Source organism: Spartinivicinus marinus (assembly GCF_026309355.1).
In the GTDB taxonomy this organism is placed as follows: domain Bacteria; phylum Pseudomonadota; class Gammaproteobacteria; order Pseudomonadales; family Zooshikellaceae; genus Spartinivicinus; species Spartinivicinus marinus.
In genome coordinates this window covers 3,274,404-3,296,868 of the sequence record NZ_JAPJZK010000001.1, presented here as the reverse complement: position 1 = coordinate 3,296,868, position 22,465 = coordinate 3,274,404, and the positions used below count along the sequence as shown (strand labels likewise).

General features: G+C 39.8%; 22 protein-coding genes and 1 pseudogene. 10 read left to right on the top strand and 13 right to left on the bottom strand.

The annotated features are described in order from the left end of the window. Positions 1 to 106 precede the first annotated feature (106 nt). The gene (locus OQE68_RS14840; RefSeq protein WP_180570863.1) at positions 107 to 541 is read left to right on the top strand and encodes a thermonuclease family protein; all 435 of its coding nucleotides are present in this window, start codon (positions 107 to 109) and stop codon (positions 539 to 541) included. 212 nt (positions 542 to 753) lie between these two features. Here OQE68_RS14840 and OQE68_RS14835 read toward each other — a convergent pair whose 3' ends face one another. Further along, on the bottom strand, positions 754 to 987 hold the full coding sequence (locus OQE68_RS14835) for a hypothetical protein (RefSeq protein ID WP_180571751.1): 234 nt from the start codon (positions 985 to 987) through the stop codon (positions 754 to 756). 435 nt (positions 988 to 1,422) lie between these two features. Between OQE68_RS14835 and OQE68_RS14830 the strand changes: the two genes are divergently transcribed. After that, a complete protein-coding gene (locus OQE68_RS14830) occupies positions 1,423 to 2,184 on the top strand; it encodes a substrate-binding periplasmic protein (RefSeq protein WP_180571750.1) in 762 nt (253 codons plus the stop codon). A gap of 31 nt (positions 2,185 to 2,215) precedes the next feature. Here the strand turns inward: OQE68_RS14830 and OQE68_RS14825 are convergent. Further along, positions 2,216 to 2,560 (bottom strand): annotated as a pseudogene (locus OQE68_RS14825) (tyrosine-type recombinase/integrase); the annotation flags it as partial. Positions 2,561 to 2,753: 193 nt separating this feature from the next. Between OQE68_RS14825 and OQE68_RS14820 the strand changes: the two are divergent. Further along, the gene (locus tag OQE68_RS14820) at positions 2,754 to 3,776 is read left to right on the top strand and encodes a DNA-directed RNA polymerase subunit alpha (RefSeq protein ID WP_180571748.1); all 1,023 of its coding nucleotides are present in this window, start codon (positions 2,754 to 2,756) and stop codon (positions 3,774 to 3,776) included. 119 nt (positions 3,777 to 3,895) lie between these two features. Here the strand turns inward: OQE68_RS14820 and OQE68_RS14815 are convergent, their stop codons facing one another. Together OQE68_RS14815 and OQE68_RS14810 are read right to left on the bottom strand one after the other, a co-directional pair. After that, positions 3,896 to 5,296, bottom strand: coding sequence for a transposase (locus OQE68_RS14815; protein ID WP_266195417.1), 1,401 nt, complete (start codon positions 5,294 to 5,296; stop codon positions 3,896 to 3,898). A gap of 181 nt (positions 5,297 to 5,477) precedes the next feature. Next, entirely contained in the window at positions 5,478 to 5,855 is a 378-nt protein-coding gene (locus OQE68_RS14810) for a ribonucleotide reductase subunit alpha (RefSeq protein WP_219340325.1), read from the bottom strand. A gap of 280 nt (positions 5,856 to 6,135) precedes the next feature. Between OQE68_RS14810 and OQE68_RS14805 the strand changes: the two genes are divergently transcribed. Further along, on the top strand, positions 6,136 to 6,429 hold the full coding sequence (locus OQE68_RS14805; RefSeq protein WP_266195682.1) for a hypothetical protein: 294 nt from the start codon (positions 6,136 to 6,138) through the stop codon (positions 6,427 to 6,429). Between the two features lie 83 nt (positions 6,430 to 6,512). On the opposite strand, the gene OQE68_RS14800 is transcribed toward OQE68_RS14805, so the two are convergent. Then, a complete protein-coding gene (locus OQE68_RS14800; protein ID WP_180568378.1) occupies positions 6,513 to 7,283 on the bottom strand; it encodes an alpha/beta fold hydrolase in 771 nt (256 codons plus the stop codon). Positions 7,284 to 7,586: 303 nt separating this feature from the next. Between OQE68_RS14800 and OQE68_RS14795 the strand changes: the two genes are divergently transcribed. Together OQE68_RS14795 and OQE68_RS14790 are read left to right on the top strand one after the other, a co-directional pair. Continuing rightward, a complete protein-coding gene (locus OQE68_RS14795; protein ID WP_180568379.1) occupies positions 7,587 to 8,186 on the top strand; it encodes a hypothetical protein in 600 nt (199 codons plus the stop codon). Positions 8,187 to 8,735: 549 nt separating this feature from the next. Beyond that, positions 8,736 to 8,969, top strand: coding sequence for a hypothetical protein (locus tag OQE68_RS14790; protein ID WP_180568380.1), 234 nt, complete (start codon positions 8,736 to 8,738; stop codon positions 8,967 to 8,969). 121 nt (positions 8,970 to 9,090) lie between these two features. On the opposite strand, the gene OQE68_RS14785 is transcribed toward OQE68_RS14790, so the two are convergent. The 3 genes from OQE68_RS14785 to OQE68_RS14775 form a co-directional block, all read right to left on the bottom strand. Further along, positions 9,091 to 9,924, bottom strand: coding sequence for a thymidylate synthase (locus OQE68_RS14785; protein WP_180568381.1), 834 nt, complete (start codon positions 9,922 to 9,924; stop codon positions 9,091 to 9,093). Between the two features lie 78 nt (positions 9,925 to 10,002). Beyond that, a complete protein-coding gene (gene lgt / locus OQE68_RS14780) occupies positions 10,003 to 10,845 on the bottom strand; it encodes a prolipoprotein diacylglyceryl transferase (RefSeq protein ID WP_180568382.1) in 843 nt (280 codons plus the stop codon). A gap of 164 nt (positions 10,846 to 11,009) precedes the next feature. Beyond that, positions 11,010 to 11,798, bottom strand: coding sequence for a sulfite exporter TauE/SafE family protein (locus tag OQE68_RS14775; RefSeq protein ID WP_180568383.1), 789 nt, complete (start codon positions 11,796 to 11,798; stop codon positions 11,010 to 11,012). Between the two features lie 214 nt (positions 11,799 to 12,012). On the opposite strand from OQE68_RS14775, the gene mepK reads away from it, so the two are divergent. Further along, on the top strand, positions 12,013 to 12,591 hold the full coding sequence (mepK, locus tag OQE68_RS14770; protein ID WP_219340016.1) for a peptidoglycan L,D-endopeptidase MepK: 579 nt from the start codon (positions 12,013 to 12,015) through the stop codon (positions 12,589 to 12,591). On the opposite strand, the gene ptsP is transcribed toward mepK, so the two are convergent. Next, positions 12,562 to 14,880 (bottom strand): phosphoenolpyruvate--protein phosphotransferase, encoded by a 2,319-nt coding sequence (ptsP, locus tag OQE68_RS14765; protein WP_180568384.1) that lies wholly within the window; start codon positions 14,878 to 14,880, stop codon positions 12,562 to 12,564. The two genes, mepK and ptsP, sit on opposite strands and share 30 nt — an antisense overlap. A gap of 44 nt (positions 14,881 to 14,924) precedes the next feature. Then, a complete protein-coding gene (locus tag OQE68_RS14760; protein ID WP_219340017.1) occupies positions 14,925 to 15,458 on the bottom strand; it encodes an RNA pyrophosphohydrolase in 534 nt (177 codons plus the stop codon). 411 nt (positions 15,459 to 15,869) lie between these two features. Here OQE68_RS14760 and OQE68_RS14755 point away from each other — a divergent pair, with 411 nt between their 5' ends. Further along, positions 15,870 to 16,523: a histidinol-phosphatase gene (locus tag OQE68_RS14755; RefSeq protein WP_180568386.1), complete on the top strand. Its 654-nt coding sequence runs from the start codon at positions 15,870 to 15,872 to the stop codon at positions 16,521 to 16,523. Between the two features lie 36 nt (positions 16,524 to 16,559). Here the strand turns inward: OQE68_RS14755 and OQE68_RS14750 are convergent, their stop codons facing one another. Continuing rightward, positions 16,560 to 17,753, bottom strand: a complete 1,194-nt coding sequence (locus OQE68_RS14750; RefSeq protein ID WP_180568387.1) for a class I SAM-dependent rRNA methyltransferase — start codon at positions 17,751 to 17,753, stop codon at positions 16,560 to 16,562. 461 nt (positions 17,754 to 18,214) lie between these two features. On the opposite strand from OQE68_RS14750, the gene OQE68_RS14745 reads away from it, so the two are divergent. Both OQE68_RS14745 and OQE68_RS14740 read left to right on the top strand, forming a co-directional pair. Continuing rightward, positions 18,215 to 18,733 (top strand): glycine cleavage system transcriptional repressor, encoded by a 519-nt coding sequence (locus tag OQE68_RS14745; RefSeq protein WP_180568388.1) that lies wholly within the window; start codon positions 18,215 to 18,217, stop codon positions 18,731 to 18,733. A gap of 98 nt (positions 18,734 to 18,831) precedes the next feature. Further along, complete coding sequence (locus OQE68_RS14740) at positions 18,832 to 19,785, top strand: hypothetical protein (RefSeq protein WP_180568389.1); 954 nt, start codon at positions 18,832 to 18,834, stop codon at positions 19,783 to 19,785. Between the two features lie 137 nt (positions 19,786 to 19,922). Here OQE68_RS14740 and OQE68_RS14735 read toward each other — a convergent pair whose 3' ends face one another. Both OQE68_RS14735 and OQE68_RS14730 read right to left on the bottom strand, forming a co-directional pair. After that, positions 19,923 to 21,308 carry a pectin acetylesterase-family hydrolase gene (locus OQE68_RS14735; protein ID WP_180568390.1) on the bottom strand — a complete coding sequence of 462 codons (1,386 nt, stop codon included), beginning with the start codon at positions 21,306 to 21,308 and terminating at the stop codon, positions 19,923 to 19,925. Positions 21,309 to 21,385: 77 nt separating this feature from the next. Next, positions 21,386 to 22,450, bottom strand: coding sequence for an NAD(P)/FAD-dependent oxidoreductase (locus OQE68_RS14730; protein ID WP_180568391.1), 1,065 nt, complete (start codon positions 22,448 to 22,450; stop codon positions 21,386 to 21,388). Between the last annotated feature and the right edge of the window lie 15 nt (positions 22,451 to 22,465).

Sequence of the window (22,465 nt, the reverse complement as noted above, 5' to 3'; positions counted from 1 at the left end):
TTATATAAAAATAACAACTAAAACTTTTACAGATTGCTTTGCAGTTAGCACCATAAATTTAACCTTTCACTTAGAATATTTGCTCCCTATTAAAAAGGTAGTATTGATGAAAAAATATGCACTAATTGTTGCCCTTTTGCCTTGCATTGCTGTTGGAAAAAGCATCAAAGATAAGGAGTTTGGTACTGCGGTAGTAAAGGAAGTAACCAGTATCTATGATGGCGACACGTTCCGTGTAAATATTAAGGGCTGGCCTAATATTGTTGGTGAGCGTATCTCAATCAGAGTTAAAGGCGTTGATACGCCTGAGATCAGAGGTCAGTGCGAGAAAGAGAAGAAGCTGGCCAGGAAAGCTAAACAACATACTGTTAGCTTGCTGCGCTCAGCTAAAAAGATTGAGTTGCGCAATATGCAGCGGGGGAAGTATTTTAGAATACTGGCGAATGTCTACATAGACGGCAAGAGTCTTACCGATAGCCTGATCAAAGCCAAGCTTGCTAGACCATACGATGGCGGTAAACGACAAGGGTGGTGTAAGTAAATTTATAGCTAGGAGGCTCAGCACTCCTAGCACCCTTCACTGTCATGGCCAGCTCAAGGCGGGCCAACACTAACAAAAACCCACGACAGCACAACTTTTGTACACATATTGCTGTATATCAATGTTACATGGTTTCGCGTGGAACATTTTGTGTTTTATAGAGCAACGGACCTAGCCCCATGTGGGCTTTGTTATCCCCTCAACACCGTGAGTTATTTATAATCATCCACGGTAATCTGTCCCGCCTCACGACAACGGGCCACTAGCCCAGCGAGCTTGATTTGTTGTTTATCCAATTCCATCAACTGCTTTTTATAAGTATCAGCTGTTGTCACCAGCTCTAATGATTCCAGTAAATCAATCAGCTCAACCACTGCCTGACGGGCATTACCCGCTTTCCCCATGACATTATCCAGCTGGGTTGGGGTAGGTAAACTTTGAGACATAGTGAAGTCCCCCTTTCATTTCAGTCATACGATAATGCAATGATACCGCAAAAAACGAACTCCCCCTAAGTAAACGGCAACGGTCTTTTATTTTTGCTTGGTTAACCCGAGGGGATGGAGTGGTTTTTGTGGTTTGCGGGTATTTTTACATTAAATAATTCTAATTTAGATGGTATCAAACCAAGGGATACATATTATCGTTTTCGATAGTATACTACGGGTTTCGTTCAAAAATAGCCGCTTCTCTGTCTTAGCGGGAATAATCGGCTATGTAAGCCTTAAAAACTGGTTAACTTTTGTATAATAGTTAACCAGTTTTCACTATATAAATCAATCACTTCGGATTTTACTACAAGCTTAGACTTGTTCGTCCAATAAAGCAGCTCTCATAAGTAGCTATACTGGTTACAAGGCTTTATATCTAGTAGAACCTATATGCTTAAACACATTCGAATACCTATACTGTCACTGTTATTATTTAGCCCTTATTTAGTAGTAGCAGAAGACCAACCAACTATTATAGCCACTGGGGATTGGGCACCTTTTACCGGCAAAAGTTTGCTAAATGGCGGGATGCTAGTAGAAGTGGTTGAAGCGGCATTAAAGCAAACAAAGCACCGGTATAAGATAGACTACCTACCCTGGAAAAGAGCCTATAAAAGCCTAATAGAAGGTAACATAGCGGCATCCTTCCCATGGATGTTGACTGAAGAGCGTCAAAAGTTATTCAGCATCTCAGATAGCATCTATAAATCAACAGAAAGGTTTTTTGTAAGTAAAAATTTCAGCATAGATTATAAAAAAGATCAGGACATTAAGGGATTGCGTGTATGCTTACCATTAGGTTGGACACAAGCTCCAATTCAAAAATTTTTAGACAAAAAAACTTTAAGTTTATATCAGCCAAAGACAGAAGAAGATTGTTTTGAAGCCATAACTCTAAAACGCGCGGATTTGTATTCTGTCAACTCTATATCAGGATGGGAAGCAATTAGGAAAGCAGGTTTGAAATCAAGTGATTTTAAAATACTAGGACCAGTTATTAGAGAAAATACATTTGTTCTTCTTGCTTCAAAAGAGTATAAAAATAGCGCTGAACTTATAAAAGATCTTAATGAAGGTTTGAGAGTCATTAAAAATAAAGGTATTTATCAAAAAATAGTTGATAAACATATATCTGCTATACAAGGGAAGTAGCGGTCAACTACACATTTACAGTTAGACACACTCAAATCTCATAAAAATACAACTTGTGTATCTCCTTTTCTTCAATACCCAGATAGTCCAGCGCCTGCATTTGGGTAGCGTGTCCGAAGGCTTCCATCAATACCGGTACCAGGGCATTGTTGCCTTTGCATTGCCAGTAGCCCCATGTCTTGCGCAGGGTGTGGCTGCCGTAGTTTCCCTTAAGTACAACGTTCTTGCACCATTGCTTAACCAGGCGGTTAACGTAGGGCACAGTGATAGGTCCTCGCTGGCCTTGGAACAATAGCTCATCTGGCGCATAGCCTCGGCTAGCGAGTAGTTGCTGTATTGCATCGGTGGCAGCTTGGTTAAGTACCACCTTGCGATATTTATTATTTTTTTATCAGAAGAGCGGAGTGCAAAACTTCACTTAAGAGCCAATCTTATCAATCCTGTTTTGCTGCTGAAATTAATACCCATACTTTTATTGAAACGGTATATACTGTACAACAACCGCGTACCCTGAACGCAGTTACATATTGATCTGTATAATTATCAGGGTTAAGTAGGTAATTACATTTATGGATAGTTTTGTATCTGAGTTTCTCACTCCAAAAAATATTCATGTACAGCCAGCCAGTGCTACTCGTGCAAAAGTAACTCTAGAACCATTAGAGCGTGGTTTTGGGCATACTTTGGGTAATGCCCTTCGTCGAATCTTGCTTTCTTCAATGCCTGGTTGTGCAGTTGTTGAAGTGGAAATTGAGGGTGTATTACACGAATATAGTGCGATTGAAGGTGTCCAGGAGGATGTCATTGAGATCCTGCTAAACCTAAAAAGCATAGCTGTAAAAATGCATGGTCGTGATGAAGTGATTCTCTCTTTATTCAAAAAAGGGGCTGGAGTAGTCACTGCCGGTGATATCCAACTTGATCACGATGTTGAAATTGTCAACCCCGACCAAGTCATTGCTCACCTGAGTGGTGCAGGTGAGCTTAATATGAAGCTCAAAGTTGCTCGTGGTCGTGGCTATGAACCTGCTGATGCTAAGTCGGGAAATGAATATAGTAGCCGCTTAATTGGTCATTTACAGCTTGATGCCACATATACTCCAGTTATCCGTGTTTCTTTTGCGGTGGAAAATGCTCGTGTTGAACAAAGAACAGACCTTGATAAACTTGTGATTGATTTAGAAACTAATGGCACATTAGATCCAGAAGAAGCTATTCGTCTAGCTGCAACCATTTTTCAGCAGCAGCTGGCATTTTTTGTTGACTTAGAAGAAATTAAGGAGCCTGAACCAGAAAAAGAGGATGAAATTGATCCAGTTCTTTTATGCTGTATTGATGTTTTAGAGCTTTCCGTACGCGCTTCGAACTGTTTAAAAGCAGAAAATATTTATTACATTGGCGATCTGATTTTACGTACAGAAGTTGAGTTACTAAAAACACCTAATATGGGTAAAAAATCTTGTGTTGAAATTAAAGATGCGCTTGCTTCTAGAGGATTATTTTTAGGTATGCGTTTAGACAATTGGCCTCCTGCTAGTTTAAAAAAAGACGATAATATAAAAATTTTTAAGCCATTATTTTCAAAATATTAAACAATATTTATTGATAAATAAAAACCACGTCCTGTGGGCGTGGTCATCGTCAGAGGGTGAATTATTTACTAGTAACTCGATTCCGAAGTTTTTTTAGGTTGACATAACTGCTAATTTATTTATGCAGCCGCTCTGTATTTTAATGAGTCAGTGGGCTCTTGTTTGCCCAAATCTAAACCCGCTAAATGCTTTTTCGAGCGGCGCTCAGGAAGCACACTGATTATTGCAGCGGTAAAGGCTTTCAGTTGCTGTTTTGGTTCATCAGCCGTGACAACTGCTTCTACAGTTTTTATTAGGGCTTCTGTTTTGATTCGCTCAGTCAAACAGCCAACAGGAAGCCCGGGCTGCTTATTTTCAAGGCGGACGGATTGCTCTGGATGTAGCAGTAACATATGGTCGTACAGCAGGCTCATGATCACGCCTCGCGTTGATCCTTCTTCGCCTTGTTGTTTGGCCAATCGGTTCCAGCCAGCATGTTGCTTCCAGTCCTCAATGAAAACCTCAACTAACCATCTCAATGTATAAACCCTAGCAATATCACCATGCCGCCAGGACATGTCGGATGCCACTAGATATCGATAATTTTTTTCTCCCTCATATTTCAAAGCAACCACAAACCGCTTTTTACCATGGGCTTTCACATAAACCCGAGCCGCCAGCATGGTGATTGACTGTGTTTTTTGGCCTCGGATAATTAACTTGGTATCGACGCCTGTTTGGCGTGCAAAGTAATGTGTAAGTCGTACTTTTTTTCCTTGGGAAAGGATTAGTTGATTGGAGCGTAATTGACTCACCACTTGAGCACCACCCGTCGCAATGGAAGCCTTATCCATGAATTCTGCTGTGCTATACAGTGCATCAGCAATGACCGCATTAATCTTTATATCAGAAAATGACAATGAAAATGCTTCAACCATCTCAAGTGCTAAAGCTTGTTTGGTCGGATAATCTGGGTTGGGCTTAGGTTTTTTGGGTCTTTCTTTTCCAGGAATACCCAGCCTCTTTAGGGCTTTATTTTTCTGACGCCAAGCACTTAACGCTGGATCAGGTGTATAAAAGCGAAAAGCAATCGGTAAGGTAGCTACAGGTGTCACCAGTAGCATAAACACTAGCTCTTGCCCTTGAACATAGCCGCCGGATTTTTTATGTTTTATTTTATGCACACCTTTAATACGTCGTGTTCTCTTGGAGCGGACTTTATCACTATCGTCAAAAATGAGTACTCCTCTCGTAATATGATAGTGATTGAGTACTTGTCGGACACTGGCTTGCAACAACAATGACCAGGCAATTTTACTATGGTAAAACATCCAACGTAATTGGTCCTGCTTGAATGCTCCTAAGCTACACCGCTCAAAAACAGCCCAGCAAAATACACCAGTGACACCAATTCCCATCAGCATAATAGTTAACCAGCGACACTGGATACGACTTAATCCAGGAGATTGAAAAGAAACAGTCAAGGTGTCGTTTAGAGTTTGAACAAACTTTATCACATGGGGAATAGGGGTAATCAACACAAGTCGTCATCAAGTCGCTATTGAAATACAAGCGCGATATACTACACCATCACTGGTCTGCAGGTGTCGTGTTGATCGTTCTTTGCTAGGCGAAGAAATGGAGCAATACCTGTAGTCCAGTCTTCTGAATCTCTCTCATCGTGCTAGTCAAGCATTAAAAACTTCGGAATCGAGTAGTAACCTAATTGCCAAACTGTATTGGATAACCATTTCTGTCAAAAGCCATAAAATTCGATAGCTTTCCTCCCGTTTCTACAGTTTGGACCATCATCTTTAATGGCTGTTCTGCCTCATCGGAACTCGGAGCCATGCCACCCCTACCAGAAAGACTAGCTACTAATACAATTTGCCAATCTTGTTCCATCCTTTCTGATTCTGTCACTAAATCAGAAAAACTACCCAATTCATCCAAAGTTTTGTCAACACACATGATTGGTTGCAATGCTCCCCCTTGGCCAGAATGAAAGCGATTTGCTTCATCATCCTTATGGTCTTTAGGCAGAAATGTCTTTAAAAAAACAAATAGTAAACGTTGCGGCTCGGCCTGCTTTCTTGCCACTGATAGCAAGGACTCGTAGCTGGTTATATTAATTTGTATACTCCTTTGGGTTGCTCACTATTAATGATTATCACTCAGATGTAAAATAATACCCTGACATCTTTCAATACAGTAAAGACTAGCATGTTAGTTGATATCTACCCATCACCTTGCTTTACTCTCACTCGATTCCAAAGTTTTTCATGCTTGACTAGCAGGATGAGGAAGATTTAGAAGACTGGACTACAAGCATGGCTCCATTTCTTCGCCTAGCAAAGAACGATCAACGCGAGGCGTGATCATGAGCCTGCTGTACGACCATATGTTACTGCTACATCCAGAGCAATCCGTCCACCTTGAAAATAAGCAGCCCGGGCTACCTGTTGGCTGTTTGACTGAGCGAATCAAAACAGAAGCCCTAATAAAAACTTTAGAAGCGGTTGTCACGGCTGATGAACCAAAACAGCAACTTGAAGCATTTACCGCTGCAATAATAAGTGTGCTTCCTGAGCGCCGTTCGAAAAAGCATTTAGTAGGTTTAGATTTGGGCAAACAAGAGCCCTCTGAGTCATTAAAATACAGAGCGGCTGCATGAATAAATTAATGGTTATGTCAATCTAAAAAAACTTCGGAATCGAGCATTAACAAAAACCATAAGTTATCTTTTACTTACAAGGATTAATTAATCCCAAGAAACCTCTCGACAATTCGACAGAATAGTTCCGGTTTTTCAGCATGTAACCAGTGGCCTGTGTTCGGAATTTCTCTTACTTGAGCATTTGGGAACATTGTTATAATTTCTTCTCGATGCTTTGGTAATAAATAGTCAGAATTCCCCCCCTTAATAAACAATACATCTCCATTGTGAGGCTTATCAAATGTTTGCCCATCAATAATATTTTCATATTGATTATGTAAAGCAGCTAAGTTCATTCGCCAGGTAAAGCCTGTTTCAGCATTTTTAACCAGATTTTTCAACAAAAAGCTTCTTACCGGCAATTCCTTAATATGCTCCTGTAAAATTTTATCTGCTTCAATACGAGATTTTATCGCTTTTGGGTTAATGGCCTGCAACCCTGCAAATACATCACTGTGCCTGGCTGTATATTTAATTGGCGCGATATCAGCTACTATCAATTTATTTACATACTGAGGGTTGGTTAAGGCAAGTTGCATTACAGCTTTTCCACCCATAGAGTGCCCTAATAAATGCGCCCTTTTAATCCCATTTTCGTCCATAAAGTGAGCAATATCACCCGCCATTAATTGGTGATCCATTCTGTCAGAGTGAGGAGAACGTCCATGATTTCGCATATCAAGAGAATAAACCATAAACTGTTCAGCTAAAATTTTGGCAATGCCTCCTAGGTTTTCCAGCGAACCGAATAAACCATGGACCAATATTAAAGGCTCGCCAGCACCCAATACCTTATGATGTAGTTTCAACATAGTTATTTCACAGCAGTAACATAACAATAATTTATATAACAACAATCTACCAAATCAACCTATCATCGCGATGTGATTATAATAGAATTTCGGTTATATTAAAATACACTTTTAAATTTATTTCGTTATACCTGCACGCAATTAAAACTGTTTTATCACGATTAAATCAAGATCCAGTAGACTCTAGAAATTATAAATTTAATCTGAACTATTCGACAAACTGTATTAGTATATTACTATACCCTACTTATTGGGTATAATAAAAAGGAATTTTGTACGAAAAAATGAAAAAGTGGTAGCAAAATGGAAATTTCTCCTTTTATCTTTTACGTTGGCATTGAAGCAATTACTATTCTAGCGTTCTCCTGCTTCTTTCTTGCCCTTCTTTTATTTAAGGCTAAAAAAATTCATGTAAACATATTACAAGCACTATACAATTATCAGCCCGACAAAAGAGTTTCATTTATTGAAGTTTTCAAACACTTCAGAAGTAACTCTCCAACAACAAAAATACATCAGCTTATGTCAGTTTGTGCTGAACAAGAACAAACTATTAACATGATGAAATTACAACTAGAGAAGCTAAGCTATCAAACAGAGTCTGATTCAGATGAAGGTATCTCACAAGAGTTAGTTGCCCAACAGAATGAAGTGATCAGACAACATGAAAATACGATTAACAATCTACAACAAGAACTTGAGAGTGCAAACTTAAAAATCAATGAGCTTCAAGCCTTATTAAGTAAAAATGATCTTATATCTGGATCAGAAGAAGACCTTCGTTCTATTATCCAACGATTCATTATCGAAATAAAAGAGCTGATGAACTGTATCTATACTCTTGAAAAAGAAAATGACTCATTAAAATCTAAGCTAGGCATGAACTCTTTTGAAATAAGCTAATTACAAGCAGTAATGATTGATTTGTATAACTAAATGTAATCACCAATAGCTAAAACCTAAGCTATAACAACTTTATCAGGCTTCAGACCATCAACAAAACCAACACTATTACGGCCAAATAAAGAAGGAATTGTTACTTTATTTTGCATATAGACTATTATCTACCGTAAATACTCCTACCTGAATAAGGGATATCAACAGCATCATAAGCATTTCCGCTTATTTATTTTTCTGCAAAAAAACACAAAATAGCCGCTATAAATATTCACCGTTTTTGAAATCTTAAATATGTGCTACAAACAATCGGCTACTAGCCTGTGTCCCACAGCACACGGTGCCTGCAAAGGTAAACAAGCCCTTTACTGTAGCCACCGCCACCTTAATTAAAACCAATTCACGGATTTGTGATTTAAGGTGATTTATAGCAAATGGCTATCAAAAACTGTGAATTCAAGATTTGAGTTTATCTCTACTTGGAATTATGTTTTATCGCCTGTTATCACCTAATTCAAGGTGAAAAAGGACACCTACTTTATAAAGGACAATCTCATGAAAAAAGTGATCTTTTTTTTATTATTAACTGGTTTACCCATCGCAGGTTGCTCACAAAATACTATCAACAATGAATCCCAGTTCATTTCTGAAGTAGTAACAGAAGAAGCAGCTTCAACTTGCACTGAGTGGGCAGCTGAAGACAAAGTACCCTCAGACTCTGTTAACAAATATGTTAATGAATGTGTAGCCTACTTAATAGGTGAGCGTGACGAGCCAGCTTATTTATGATCCTACATATCAATAACTTAATTAGAGTAACAGTAGCCTCTTCGATTGCTAGTTAGCCGGGCTGCTACTGTCGCTCTAATTATGTTTATTGATTAATCAACTCTCTTTTAAGTCACTTCTGCTAAACAGCAACCACAGCCTTTATATGTGGATGCGCCTGATAGCCAATCAGCTCAAAGTCATCGTAGTTAAATGAAAATATATCGGCAACTTGTGGATTAATTTTCATTTTTGGTGATGGAAAGGGCTCCCTTGCCAGCTGTTCTTCTGCCTGTTGCAAATGATTACTATATAAGTGGGCATCGCCCAATGTATGGACAAACTCACCATACTCCAGGCCACATACCTGAGCAATCATCATGGTTAGCAAACTATAAGAAGCAATATTAAAAGGCACGCCCAGAAAAATATCAGCACTGCGCTGATATAGCTGGCAAGACAACTTGCCATTTGCCACATAAAACTGAAACAAGCAATGACAGGGAGGCAGCGCCTGCTTACCATTTGCAGCATTTTCACTAGGCTTAAGCCCTGTATCAGGTAATACAGCCGGGTTCCAAGCACTAACCAGTAAACGGCGGGAGTCTGGGTCACGCTTGATGGTTTCTACCAACTCAGCTATTTGATCGATTGTTTCTCCATGACTTCCCTCCCATGAGCGCCACTGCTTACCATAAACAGGGCCAAGCTCACCTTCGGCAGTTGCCCATTCATCCCAAATTGAAACACCCTTTTCTTGTAGGTATTTAATATTAGTATCACCGCGTAAAAACCAAAGCAGCTCATGAATAATCGATTTCAAGTGACATTTTTTTGTGGTTACCAAGGGAAACCCAGCAGCTAAATCAAAGCGCATTTGATATCCAAAAACGCTGTAAGTGCCTGTACCAGTCCGATCTGCTTTATAAACACCATGTTCTTTAACATGGCGCATTAAATCTAAATACTGTTTCATATTGTTTTACAAATAGTGCTTTTGAAAGTTATTTAGAAGAAGCCTAGGCCTGTCTCTATGCTCAAACATCAACGAGCTCTATGCACTTGCTTTGTGCTTATCTAAAAAAGCTTGGTCATCACTATTGATCCCATTAACTAAAGGATAGCGCTGGTAAGCCAAAATGATAAAGACCAGTCCCAGGATAATCATTGGCAATGACAAGATTTGCCCCATGGTTAGCCAGTCAAATGCGATATATTGAAGATGATCATCAGGTAGGCGGACAAACTCGACTAACGACCGGAATAAGCCATAACCAAGTAAAAATACCCCTGACACCGCCATTCTTGGACGAGGTTTTTGAGAAAACCAGTATAAAATCAAAAACAATACGACACCCTCTAGGGCAAACTCATAAAGCTGGGATGGATGCCTGGGTTCTACGCCTGCATTAGGAAAGATAACTCCCCAACTACCATCTGTAGGTTTGCCATATAACTCTCCGTTAATGAAATTACCAATCCGGCCAGCACCTAACCCCAGAGGCACCAATGGAGCAATAAAGTCTGTCATTTGAAAGAAAGATTTATTAATTTTTCGGCCATAAACAAACATGGCGACTAGCACTCCTAGCAGCCCACCATGGAAAGACATTCCACCTTCCCACACTTTTAATAACATCCATGGTCTAGCAATAAAGTCGTCAAAATAATAAAACAACATCGAGCCTACACGGCCACCGATCACAACACCTAAAGCACCATAGAAAATTAAGTCAGACACTTGGTCTTTGTTCCATAGCCCCTGAGATTTTGCTGCTCGGCTATTCGCCAACCACCAAGCGAGAGCAAAACCAACCAAATACATAAGGCCATACCAGTGTATCTGAACTGCCCCTAGATCCAATGCAACCTTATCTATGTTATGGGTGTATACCATTATTTCATCCCATTAAATTAATTGAGTCAGTAACCGCGCAATAAAACTGATACTCCTTGTGACACCCTCTCTGACTTGAGGAAAAGGGTGTATGAGTACTTAACTGTCGTAAAAACCCTTAGAGTTAGTCTAAATTTTATACAAACCTATAAAGCATCAATTGCTTAAAAAAACATCATATATCCACCTACAGTGCACAACAGCAAGGCAAACAATTGACGTACATAATTTGAAGGAAGCCTATGTGCTAGCCATGCTCCTAACTTGGCAAAAATCACACTGGTTAAGATAATTCCTAACAAAGCTGGCAAGTATACATAACCAACTGCCAGCTCGGGTAGTGTGGGATCCCCCCACCCTACCACAATATATGTGCAGGTTCCGGCAATTGCGATGGGAAGACCACATGCTGCAGAAGTCCCTATTGACTGCTTAACAGGCACTCCCTGCCAGGTAAGAAAAGGCACTGTCATTGTGCCACCACCAATTCCAAAAATGGCAGACAAGAAACCGATCACACCACCACCACCACTTAATAATGGCTTATTGGTTTTTTCTCGCTGTTTACCAGGAGACCAGTTTACCGCCATTTTTAAACCAACTAATAATGCAAAAATTCCAAAAACCAGTTGCAGTTTATCTCCAGAAAGTGAAGCAGCAAAAAATACTCCTAATATAGAGCCAATAATAATGCCCAAGGTTAGCCACTTCACCAGTAGCCAGTTAACAGCTTGTTTATCATGATGAGCTTTTACGGAACTTAGAGAAGTAATTACAATGGTTGCCAAAGAAGTGCCTATAGCTAAGTGAGTTAGCGTATCAGGTGCAAACTGTTGTAGTTCAAAGCATGCAATCAACACTGGTACAATAATTAACCCGCCACCTACCCCAAACAAGCCAGCCAGTGTACCTGCTACCATTCCCACTAAGATATAAGACAAAAACAAACTCATAAAATTATCTGCCAGGTATAGATAAACGTGTTTTCAGAATATTTTTTCATACATTGAACCTACAGGTATACAACGGGTCTTACATATGCATAATTACTCACATGAATGAACGCTCAACAATACTAATAAAAACCTAAACCGTTCAATTTTTAAACACTTTTATTTTTGGTCTTGCAAATTTGATCAAAGATTTAATTCTTGAAAGGTATTAATTGTGCGCAACCGAAGCATGGAACAGAAGCTGTCTCGTCGCCAGTTTCTTATGTGTTCTGCTGCTACACTAACCACTGCAGCATTATCAGGTTACAGTCAAGCCTCTATTTTTAAAGACTTTGCTCAGCCAGCTTATAAGTCTATCGTACTAAATAATACCCACACGGGGGAAAAAGCATCTGTTACTTTTTGGGAAAAAGGCCAAGTTGTAAAAGGTGCGATGTCTGAAATTAATCGGGTACTTCGTGACCATCGATCAGGTGAGACATGTAATATGGACCCTGAATTAATGGACCTGCTCTTCTGGTTACAGTATCAGCTCGACCTTCCTGCCAAGACACCTTTTAATGTTATTTCAGGCTATCGCTCACCAAAAACCAATGCAATGCTACGCCGTCAAGGCCGTAATGTAGCTAAAAATAGCTTTCATATGAAAGGAAGAGCCATAGACATAGCTGTGCCTGGCCGTAACTTAAAAGATGTCAGAGGTGCAGCACTCAGTCTAAAAGGTGGAGGAGTGGGTTATTACCCGGGCAGTGGTTTCGTCCACTTAGATACCGGCCCCACACGCATTTGGTGAAACACTGATCTCGGTTGGGTTAAGCTCTTTGGCAGGGGTCAAAATTTTTCCCAACCCCGCTTTTCTTAGCTCCAGCTCAAGCGTACTGTGAATGATCTTGGCGTCATCAAGAACAAGAACCTTACTCAGCACTTCTTTTGCCCAGCCAACACTGATATTACTCAACACCCATTTTACTTTGGGTAAATTCGTAGCATTCATAGACAGCACATCAAATCCCATTGCAACCAATAGCACTACTGCTAGCGGCTCTCCAGCCATCTCACCACAAATACTGACAGGCTTTCCTGCAGCATGAGCATCTTTCACCACTGACTGCAATGCATATAAAACAGCTGGATGAAATGAGTGGTATAAATCGGCTACACGTGGATTATTTCTATCAACAGCCAGAATATATTGGGTTAGGTCATTGCTACCAATAGACAAAAAATCAACGCGTTTTACAAATTCGGATACTTGATATACAGCACCTGGCACTTCAATCATCACCCCCACTGGAGGGAATTGTACATTAACGCCTTCGCTGACGACTTCTCCATAAGCACGATGAATTAGGTGTAAAGCATCATCAACTTCAGCCACACTCGAAATCATTGGCAACATAATACGTAAATTATTAAGACCAGCGCTGGCCTTTAGCATAGCGCGAATTTGCACTAGAAAAATTTCAGGATGATCTAACGTAACTCGAATGCCGCGCCAACCAAGAAAAGGGTTATCTTCTTCTATTGGAAAATAGGACAGCGATTTATCACCACCAATATCTAAGGTTCGCATTGTAACGGGGCTTGGAGCAAACGCTTGCAATTGTGCGCGATAAATTTCCTGTTGTTCATTTTCACTCGGAAAACGTTCCCGAATCATAAAAGGTACTTCAGTACGATACAGCCCAACTCCTTCAGCCCCTCGATCTAATGAACGCATCACATCTGTCATTAGCCCAGTATTTACCCATAAAGGAATACGAAAGTTGTCGCGTGTGATACAAGGACGCCCTTTTAAACCTTCTAGGCCAGCAATAAACTGTTTCTCTTCATCAACCACTTCTTGGTATTGATTGCAGAGCTCACTAGATGGGCTTAAATAAACCCGACCTAAATTCCCATCCACAATCATTTTTTTACCACTGAGTTGATTATACGGCAGATCAACTGCTCCCATTACAGTGGGAATTCCCATTGCACGAGCCAATATAGCTACATGGGAGTTAACTGAACCTAATACTGACACTAGGCCCACTAGCTTTTCTTTAGGCACTTCTCCTAGCATGGTAGGAGTAACTTCTTCACTTATTAGAATGGTGCTTTCTGGGTATGTGATATTAACTCTATTTTCTTCTTGAAGATAAGCTAAGACTCTTCTGCCTAGGTCTTTAACATCGACTGCCCGTTCTCTTAAATATGGATCTTCCATCATTTCAAAGGCACGAACATGTTCTTCAATAACTTGCCTCAAAGCACCTTGAGCCCACTGCCCCTGCCGAATCAGCGCACTAACTTCAGCCCCAATGGCATTGTCATCCAACATACGCAAATACACATCAAATAACGCCTGTTCTTCCGGGCGAATTCGATCAGCTAGTTTACTGGCAGTACGGCGCATATCCTCACGCACAGATTCCAACGCCTGCTGGAATGAATGCAGCTCATGACCTGCATCCTCCGCTTCTTTATCAGGCACAGCACTTAAAAAAGCAGGTGGCAATATCACTACTGCTTCACCAATAGCCACCCCTGGAGCACCCGCTACACCACTGAACTTAGCTTCATAGGGTTCGCCACTTTTACGGTTAGACTTTTTAATAGAGCCTGTTGCTTCTGCATGAGCAATGACACCAGCCAGCTGTGCTGACATGGTCACTAAAAATGACTCTTCACTTTCTCTGAAACGGCGACGCTCTCGTTGCTGTACAACAAGTACACCCAAAATTTGCCGGTGATGAATAATAGGGACGCCTAAAAAGGCATGAAAACATTCTTCACCAGTTTCTTCTAAATAAAGAAACTTAGGATGAGTAGGAGCATCTTCCAGATTTATAGGCTCTTCCCGCAGCCCAACTTGGCCTACTAGCCCTTCTGAACGACCAATGGTGATACCAATAGCGGAGCGATTAAGCCCTTCGGTTGCCATCAGCGTATATTGATTGGTTTCATGATCAAATAGATAAACAGAGCAAACCTCTGTATGCATGGCTTGACGCACTTGCGTGACAATAATATCCAATGCCGTCTCCAGGTCGTGAGCGGCATTCACTTCTTGGACAATCCTCCTTAACGTATTGAGCATACTTACCTATCCGCAACCTTAACCATTGTGGTAGCTGGGTTGGACTAACGGTTATTATTATTGTTCAGTCGACTCATTCGTGGCGCCAATTCTTTTAACGCACGACGGTATACCTCACGCTTGAACGAAATCACCTGGCCTAAGGGGTACCAATAGCTGACCCAGCGCCAACCGTCAAATTCCGGCGAATTTGTATGACTAACGCAGACCTGATCATCGGCCGTTAATAACTCCAGCAAGAACCATTTTTGTTTTTGTCCCACACAAATCGGATGGCAATGATGGCGGACTAATCGCTTAGGTAAACGGTACCTCAGCCAACCCCGAGTACAGGCTAAGATATTAACGTCTTGAGGCTGCAATCCCACTTCTTCATGAAGCTCTCGATACATAGCGTCTTCTGGAGACTCATCAGGATGAATCCCCCCTTGTGGAAATTGCCATGCATCTTGACCAATCCGCCGTGCCCACAATACCTGGGCGTGCTGATTAGCAAGGATTATACCTACATTAGGCCTAAATCCGTCCGCATCTATTGTTCCAGTCGACTGTTGTAACTCACGATGACTATCACTCATAGCGTGCATCGTTATCAGAAATCTGTAAACATTAACTGCATTGTTCCACAAATCAGCAACTTTCAGCAACGTACTTTAGAATCTATCTTCAAAAAAATAACTAAGGCCACAGGCCTCTTAACACCTTCTTGAACAGCCTTCACTGAAAAACCCCTTCAGTAATATGGTTTACATCAGGTGATGCATCCTGTAAATAAGAGTGCTAAATGCCTCTTATTTACAGGATGCATCAGTTAGCAATATAGCTTATGAATAACATAGCTGTCGGCTATTAAGACTATATTGTCTTAGTTTGTTATAGCTATAGATATTTTAGTTATATCAAAAAAAAGTAAAACTATAACTATAACCTCTGTGATATCGGGTGTTTTTTTACAGACTCGAAATTTACTTGGAGTATGGAGTTTAAGCGTGGCACTGGCAATCTTTGATCTTGATAATACATTATTGGGTGGTGATAGTGACCACGCCTGGGGTGAGTTTCTGGTTGAGCAGGGAATAGTCAATGCTACAGCCTACAAACAGGCTAATGATTACTACTACCAGGCTTACCTAAACGGCAATCTGGATATCAATGCGTTTTTACAGTTTTCCTTGAAACCACTCAGCCAGCATAGCACTGAGCAACTCAATAAATGGCATCAGCAGTTTATGCAGGAAAAAATTGAGCCTCTGATGTTAAGTAAAGCTACTAGTTTATTAAACGATCATCGCAGCAATGGTGATTATTTATTAATCATTACAGCTACTAATGCTTTTGTTACCTCCCCTATTGCTGAACGCCTGGGTGTTGATCACCTTTTAGCAACCACTCCAGAGTTTATTAATGGCCGTTACACTGGACAGGTGTCTGGTACTCCTTGCTTTCAAGCAGGTAAAGTCAAGCGCCTACATAATTGGCTGACAGCAACCAACCACAGTTTAGATGGCAGCTACTTTTACAGTGACTCTCACAACGACTTACCATTATTAGAAGAAGTGGATAACCCAGTTGCCGTGGATCCAGATGACACACTACGGGAAGTGGCTCAATCCAAAGGCTGGCCTATTATTAGCCTGAGATAAATCTAAGATAAAAAGGGAGCAAAAACTCCCTTCTTACTAAATCAATGTAACCCTACAAAATAAGGCTTTTAAATATTCCGTTTCAGGAATGGCAGGTAATACCGGATGATCCGGGCCTTGGTACCCCTGTTCGATTATTTGCAAATTACGATCTAAGTGGCGACTTGCCTGCCGCAAAATATCCACTAGGACATCTCGTTTTAAATGCATAGAGCAAGAGGCTGACAATAAAATACCATCTTTTTCCATTAACCTGATAGCCAGCTCATTAATCCGCCGGTATGCAAGTTCTCCATTGGTTAAGTCTTTCCTACGTTTGATAAAAGCAGGCGGGTCTACCACAACAATATCAAACCGTTCGCCATTGTCCTTAAGCTGCTTTAATGTCTCAAAGGCATCACCGCATAAAGCTTCAACTGTATTCTTTACGCCATTTAATTCAGCATTCGCAGTAACAAATTCAAGTGCTGATTTGGAACTATCAACACATACGACTTCTGAAGCACCTGCTTTAGCCGCTTGAATACCCCAGCCACCTACATAGCTAAAAACATCCAACACTCGCTTACCTTTTGCATAGTTTTGTAACCTGGCCCGACTCATCCGGTGATCATAAAACCAGCCTGTTTTTTGCCCATGTTTAGCAGGTGCCAAGAAAAACACATCATTTTCTTCCAACTGTAAGTTATCAGGTACTTCTCCAGAAACAACTTCCACATACTCAAGCAACCCTTCTAAAGCTCTGGATTGGCCATTGTTTTTAAATAAAATCCCTTTTGGTTGCAATGCTTGTTCAAGAGCAGCAATGATTTCGCCTTTCGCTAATTCCATCCCAGCAGTACTTAACTGCACTACGAGATAGTCACCATAGCGGTCAACAATTAGCCCAGGTAACCCATCACTATCGCCATAAACTAAACGATAAAAAGGTTTACTAAAAACCTGTTCACGCAAAGACAAGGCAATATTTACTTTATGAACAATAAATGACTTAGTTAGGCTGTACTGAATATCTCGACTAATTAAACGCCCACATATCAAGGTATTAGGGTTAATTGTCGCAACACCCAAAGGTTTACCTGTAGAACTTTCCACAACAGCCTGAGTGCCAGGTTCAAAATTACTAAATGGGGTGACTTTAACATCAACCTCATTGCTAAAAATCCACAAATGCCCCGCCCGGAGCCTGCGATCTGCTTTTGCTTTTAATCGTATAGTTGGAAGTGACATAGCACTATTCTATCCACTCAAATTTAGCTTAACTTGCAAGTTACACCGCCACATAAATTAAAGGATACACCCTTCTTAAGAAACAATTTTACATGAAGAAGATATACCCGCCGCGAATCGTTTTTAGGTGTTGTTATGACCACCATCGGTGGTGAAAATGCAGTTCATGCAGGAGCATTAAACTGTCTTCGTTCCTCATCCAAAAGCCCTTCGCATTGGGTATAGTCAATGAACCTTTAAAAATTGGCCAGTTAACGGTAATACAACATATTAATAACATACTGCCATACTTTGGCTTAGCATAATAGTAGTGCTCTATTATCAAGTGTTATCTGCTAGAGCAGCTAGTCTCTTTTCAATTTGCCTTATTTTGATTACTGTGTAATGTCAATAGACTGAGAACTCTTTCTATTATCAAAGCAGTTTACAACAATTAAATAAGTACTATTGAGGGATTCTTGATGCAAACAAGTCTTATATTATCCATTATTGCCGATGATAAACCCGGCCTTGTAGAAAACCTCTCTAACATTATTAGCCTACATCAAGGCAATTGGTTAGAAAGTAGAATGAGCCAAATGGCTGGTAAATTCGCCGGCATCGTTCGAATCGAAATACCCGAGCAAATGGTAGATCAACTCGTCAAACAGCTAGAAAATATTAAATCTAATAACTGTCATATCCATTTTGAAGTTAGCAACTTGCCTCCAATCCCCCAAACAATGACTTACCAAGTAACCCTCCAACTTGTTGGAAATGATCACCCAGGTATTGTCAAAGAAATTTCAGCTGCTTTAGCGCAGCGCCATATAAATGTTATAGACTTAGAAACTGAGTGCAGTCCTGCCCCTATGTCTAGTGATATGTTATTTAAAGCAGAGGCCACCCTGCAAGTACCAACCAATATAAATAAAGAAAAACTTGCCCAGGATTTAGAATCACTAGCAAATGAATTAATTGTTGAAATTAACATGAATTAATGGTTACTAACAAAAGTCTAATCTACCTCACCTATATCAGAGATTAAAATAACTATAAACTGATTTAGGTGTAATTAATCACAATCACTAAGAATAGCATGAATAGATACCAATTAGCTGTCATTGCTGTGGTAACAGGAGGATTAATTAGTTATTTATCCTTTTCATTAACAAACAGCAACCACCAAGAAATTAAAAAAGATATTATTACCAATAAGACTGACCAGTCAATACACTCTGATTTACAACCAGTTTTCATAAAAAAAATAACTGCTAGTCATTATATTATTCAGCAGCTACTGTCTTATGATAAGAGCTCCCTATTGCTTGCAGCAATCGAAGGACAACCACAGTTAACCAATAGCTTTGAGTTGATAACCCAGCAATGTCCCAGCACCCAGACACACACCTGCATTGCTCTCTTTGGTAATTTATTACCAAAAAACCATCCAAAAGACTTAAAAAAACTACTAATCAACCTTTACCGCTTATATCTAGCTGACCAATTTTCAAACAGTAAAACACCCGAACCACTAATTGCTAATAGCTTACAAGAGGTTTTAGGTAATGAACTATTTCAAACACTGAAAGAACCACAAGCTAGCCAACAGCTAACGTCTTTATTTCAACGTCTGGAAAATGAGTCAAAGGAGAGTGAACAATATGAACAAACACTTTTTGAAATAGAGTCTCTGTTAGACAACTCTTTAACCAAGCAGGAGTCATTAGCTGCAGAGCTCAAGCTCTTAGAGCATTCTTCAAATAAAAGTGAGCAGGAAATTCTGAAACAAGCAAAAGCTATTCAGGATAAATATTACTCAGCCGAAAAGGCTCATGCAAACCCGCTAACACAAAAGCAACACCAAGAGTACCAACAACAAGAGCTAGCTGTATTAGAAAACATAGACAAGCAGTACCCACACCTGACTGAAGTTGAAAAGCAACGAATTATATCAAGTCAACTGGCCGAGTTAAGAGCAAAAATATATTATCCTACCAAGTCAAATACCTCTTCTGAACAAAATAGCTCTTCTGAACCAGCACTTCAGTAACTCCCCATAAAACTTATATTCAATGATGAAAAGATTTTTCTAGCCATTTTAAATTTTATAAAAGCGTAAGTGGCCATACACAAAAGAAGGTAACAACTTTACATATGGCCGCTATACTCAACACAAAAACTAGACAGCTAATCATTTACCCCCATCATAATATTAATGATACGATACAACCAGCTCACAGGACGCTGGAAATCACGAGTGCCATCATACTCCACTTGCTTTAAAAGCGGCGATGACCGGTTGAATAAATTGTCTACAAAGTCATTAAATTCTAAGCCAGCTTCTTGAATGTCACTATTCGTAAACTCCAAAATAGTTGTACAGTGACTACCAGCTAATCCTCTATATTGAGGAAAGAAATAACCCCAGTTACCATACTTGTCCAACTCAGCTATCAAGTTGTCAGTATCTTGATACCAATATTTGTGAAGCAACTTTTTACGTTTCTTCTTATCTGATTGATTATAAATTTCAGGATAAAAACGCTCATAGGAATAAGCGGAGTAGATCAAATCCTCTCTAAAGTGACTATATGCTAACCTATCTTCAGGATAATAGTCCGCCAATGCACCATAAAAACTACCTAAGTTTTGCTTAGTTAACCCTACTAACTCTTGGCTTAACTCGTCAATTAAAGGGTCTAACCCCCATGACTTTCGAATGGAAAGATGAGCAGGATAAGATTTCCAATGGTTAGAATTATCCAATGCATTAAATACAGGCCCTGAATCATTTAGCATATAGCTATATGTAGGCTGTAAATCTCTTCTCAGGTAATGATAGTTTATAATCGCACCGTTACCGCCTGCACTACAGCCTGTTGTAAGCATTTGCTCTGGCTGACTAAGGTTTTCTCTTATCCATGCAACCACCGCTCTAGCATTACGAATACCCCGATGGTGCCATACATAAGGTTTACCTTCTCCTTCTGGGTCTTTATAGATAACTGTTCGATCTCCAGCATGCACATCACCGGTACAATAAGGTAGAAATACTTGGGTCCAGTCTTGTGCAGGAAAGTCATCTCTATAATGATTACGGTATAAGAAAGGTGTTAAATAAGCAGTTTGCACCTTATTCATATAATTATTTGGTATTCCATTTATATTTCGCGCCCCTCTAATCCCATTTTCTCCTTTACAACTAGGATAATCCCAACAAGCACCGCCAGGCTCAAAGTTAATACTTAAATTTGTCGTACCCTTACTCAGATTTACATAGAATTTGTATGGTGACCCGTTACCACAAGTTGCTCCTGTATAAGGATGTAGCTCAACCTGCTGCCACTTACCAAAGCGTTTAGGATCAAAACTATCATTAAAATTTTCTGGGTTAGCTATTAAAGGAAAAGCTCCTTGTTGTTCCTCAACCGTCAACTTATTTATTCTATTAGAAATAGATAACTGCTTTTTGGCATAATCAACCATCATTGAATTAGCCGCAGCATAATCAATTAATGCAAAAGGCATGAATAAGATACCTAATGTTTTCCATTTTGATAATTGCAAAACCACTGTTTAACCTCCTTGTTTTTTTTATTTTTATTAGTCACTAGTCAACTGCTGACCACTAAGACAATCATTTATAGCCATTAACCAGTATAGGATATTTTGAAATCATTACTTAATAGCAAGCTATCAAGTGAAGCAATCCAATGCCCTTTTCGAAGATTTGCTAAAATAGAAGTAACATTAAGTTTTTGGTTTATTACAGCTAAAACAAGCGGTTTAAGCTCAGGATGACCTATTAAAATTGCCCCTACAACTCTACCCTCATTAATGATCAATTTACGATATTGGTAATTTTTATTGTTTAACAGCACAATAGATGGAGATTGACAACCGTTTTTTGTGAGTTGACCAACCACGAGCAAGTCAGTCTCAGCCAGCTTTAATTGCAGTATTTTTGCAAGAGGTTGATAACTCTCTATTTTTCCTAAAACATTATTCGCAACAAGGCTTCCTTGCTTCTCAGCAACTGACCAAAGTTCATCAACTCTCAACGTGTTTTCAAGTTCTGCTAGATCTCCTATGGCATAAATATCTGGGTTCGAAGTTTGCAACCATCTATTAACAACGACCCCTTTATTCGTTTTCAAATTAGCCGCTGCTGCAAGCTCTATATTAGGTTGATTACCAGTAGCTAATATCAGCAAGTCACATTTCAATTGACGTCCATTATTTAGTTTGATTGCTTCAACATTTTCATTACCAATACACCTCTCCAACTTTGAATTAAATAGTAAATTTAATCGACTTTTACGTAATTGTAATGCCAATACAATAGCAGCAGTTCTATCAAGATGATGTTTCATTAGTTGATTGGATCGCTCCAATATAATCACTTTAATTCCCATCGAATACAGTGAATCTGCGATCTCTAAACCCAACGGACCTGTGCCAACAACCACAGCTACTTTACAGTTACGTTGCTGATTTACCGCAGACAATCCAGCAATTCCTGTCCCTATAACAACAATATGTATTCCTTGATGATATTTAGGTAGTTGTTTGTAGTCAAAGGCTTCAGTATTTTTTGGTAATAACTTAGCTACACCTAGCTCAATAGTAATATCACCAAGTACTTTCACACAGCAGGCCAGTCGAGCAGTTAACAATTTTGTCAATGAAGATAAAGTCATTTGCTTTGCAGGCATACAGAAATCAAGTAC